General features: G+C 70.0%; 1 protein-coding gene. It reads right to left on the reverse strand.

What is annotated here, in order from left to right; translation table 11 throughout:
• Positions 1-328: 328 nt before the first annotated feature.
• Positions 329-1,294: an alpha/beta fold hydrolase gene (locus tag ABT085_RS46430; protein WP_351623279.1), complete on the reverse strand. Its 966-nt coding sequence runs from the start codon at positions 1,292-1,294 to the stop codon at positions 329-331.
• Positions 1,295-1,296: the final 2 nt, after the last annotated feature.

Below are 1,296 nucleotides of genomic sequence, written 5' to 3' on the forward strand. Positions count from 1 at the left end.
CTGCCCGAACCCCGCAGGAAGCCCCGGAGACGTGCCGACCGAACCGAAACCCTCCGGCCGCCACCTGCGCGTGGCCGCGGACGCCGGCGTCACCCCGCCGACCAGCGAGACACCGGCAACAGCAGCAGCCGAAGCAGCCGCACCACCGACGAACACCCGCCGCGAGAACCCCTGCCGGGCAGCGTGCGACACCGGCTGCGAGCCGGAACCCTCCCCAGCCGGCGGCTCCATGGAAGACATGGTCATGAAAATTTCCTTTCGCAATGAACCTCGAACACCGGAGCACAGCCCCGGAGATCCGAAACTTAGGAGCATATGCTCTTTTTTGTCAGCGGGACGAGCGGGATGCGGCGGCCCGGTAGGGGGCGAGGAACGCGGTCAGCGCCGTCAGCATCTCCTCGGGAGCCTCTTCGGCGACCCAGTGGCCGCAGTCGGGGATGACCAGGCTCCGCACGTCGTCCGCGACGCTCCGCATCGTGTTCCCGACTCCCTCGCCGACGCTTGCCGCTCCGCCGATCGCCAGGACGGGCAGGGTCAGCCGCCGGGCCTTGCGCTGCTCGTTCTGTGCGAAGGAGGCCTCGAAGGCGCGGTACCACCCGAAGCTGCCGCGCAGAGCGTCACGGTGGGAGGCGAGGAGGTCGACGTAGTACCTCACATCGCGCTCGGGAAGCCTCCTCGCGGCCTTGGTGGTGAACTGCCAGCCGAAGTAGACGTCCTCACGTCCCCTGACCAGCTGTTCGTTCACCTTGTCGAGCCGGTTGAAGGGGAAGTGCCACAGCATGTCGTTGCCGCGCGCGGTGCCGAACAGGGACGGGGAGGCAGTCACGCCCGGGATGACGGCCTCGGCGACAGCCAGACGGTCGATCCGGTCCGGGTGATCGGCGGCCAGCGCGTAGCCGATCGGCATTCCGGTGTCGTGGCCGGCCACGGCGAACCGCTCGTGGCCGAGCGCGTCCATCAGCGCGACCAGGTCGCCGGCCAGGGTACGGGTGTCGTACCCGTCCTTCGGCTTGTCGGTCAGCCCGATCCCCCGCTGGTCGACGGCGATGACGGTGTAGTCCCGCGCCAGCGCCGGCATCAGCATCCGCCACGCGTACCAGTTCTGCGGCCAGCCGTGCACCAGCAGCAGCGGCGGACCATCACCCCCGATCACCACGTGCTGACGCAGCCCGCCGGCCCGGACGAACCGGCTCGAGAACGTCTGCCCGAACCCCGCAGGAAGCCCCGGAGACGTGCCGACCGAACCGAAACCCTCCGGCCGCCACCTGCGCGTGGCCGCGGACGCCGGCGTCACCC

The organism is Streptomyces sp. NPDC002265, from assembly GCF_040296125.1.
Classification (GTDB): domain Bacteria; phylum Actinomycetota; class Actinomycetes; order Streptomycetales; family Streptomycetaceae; genus Streptomyces.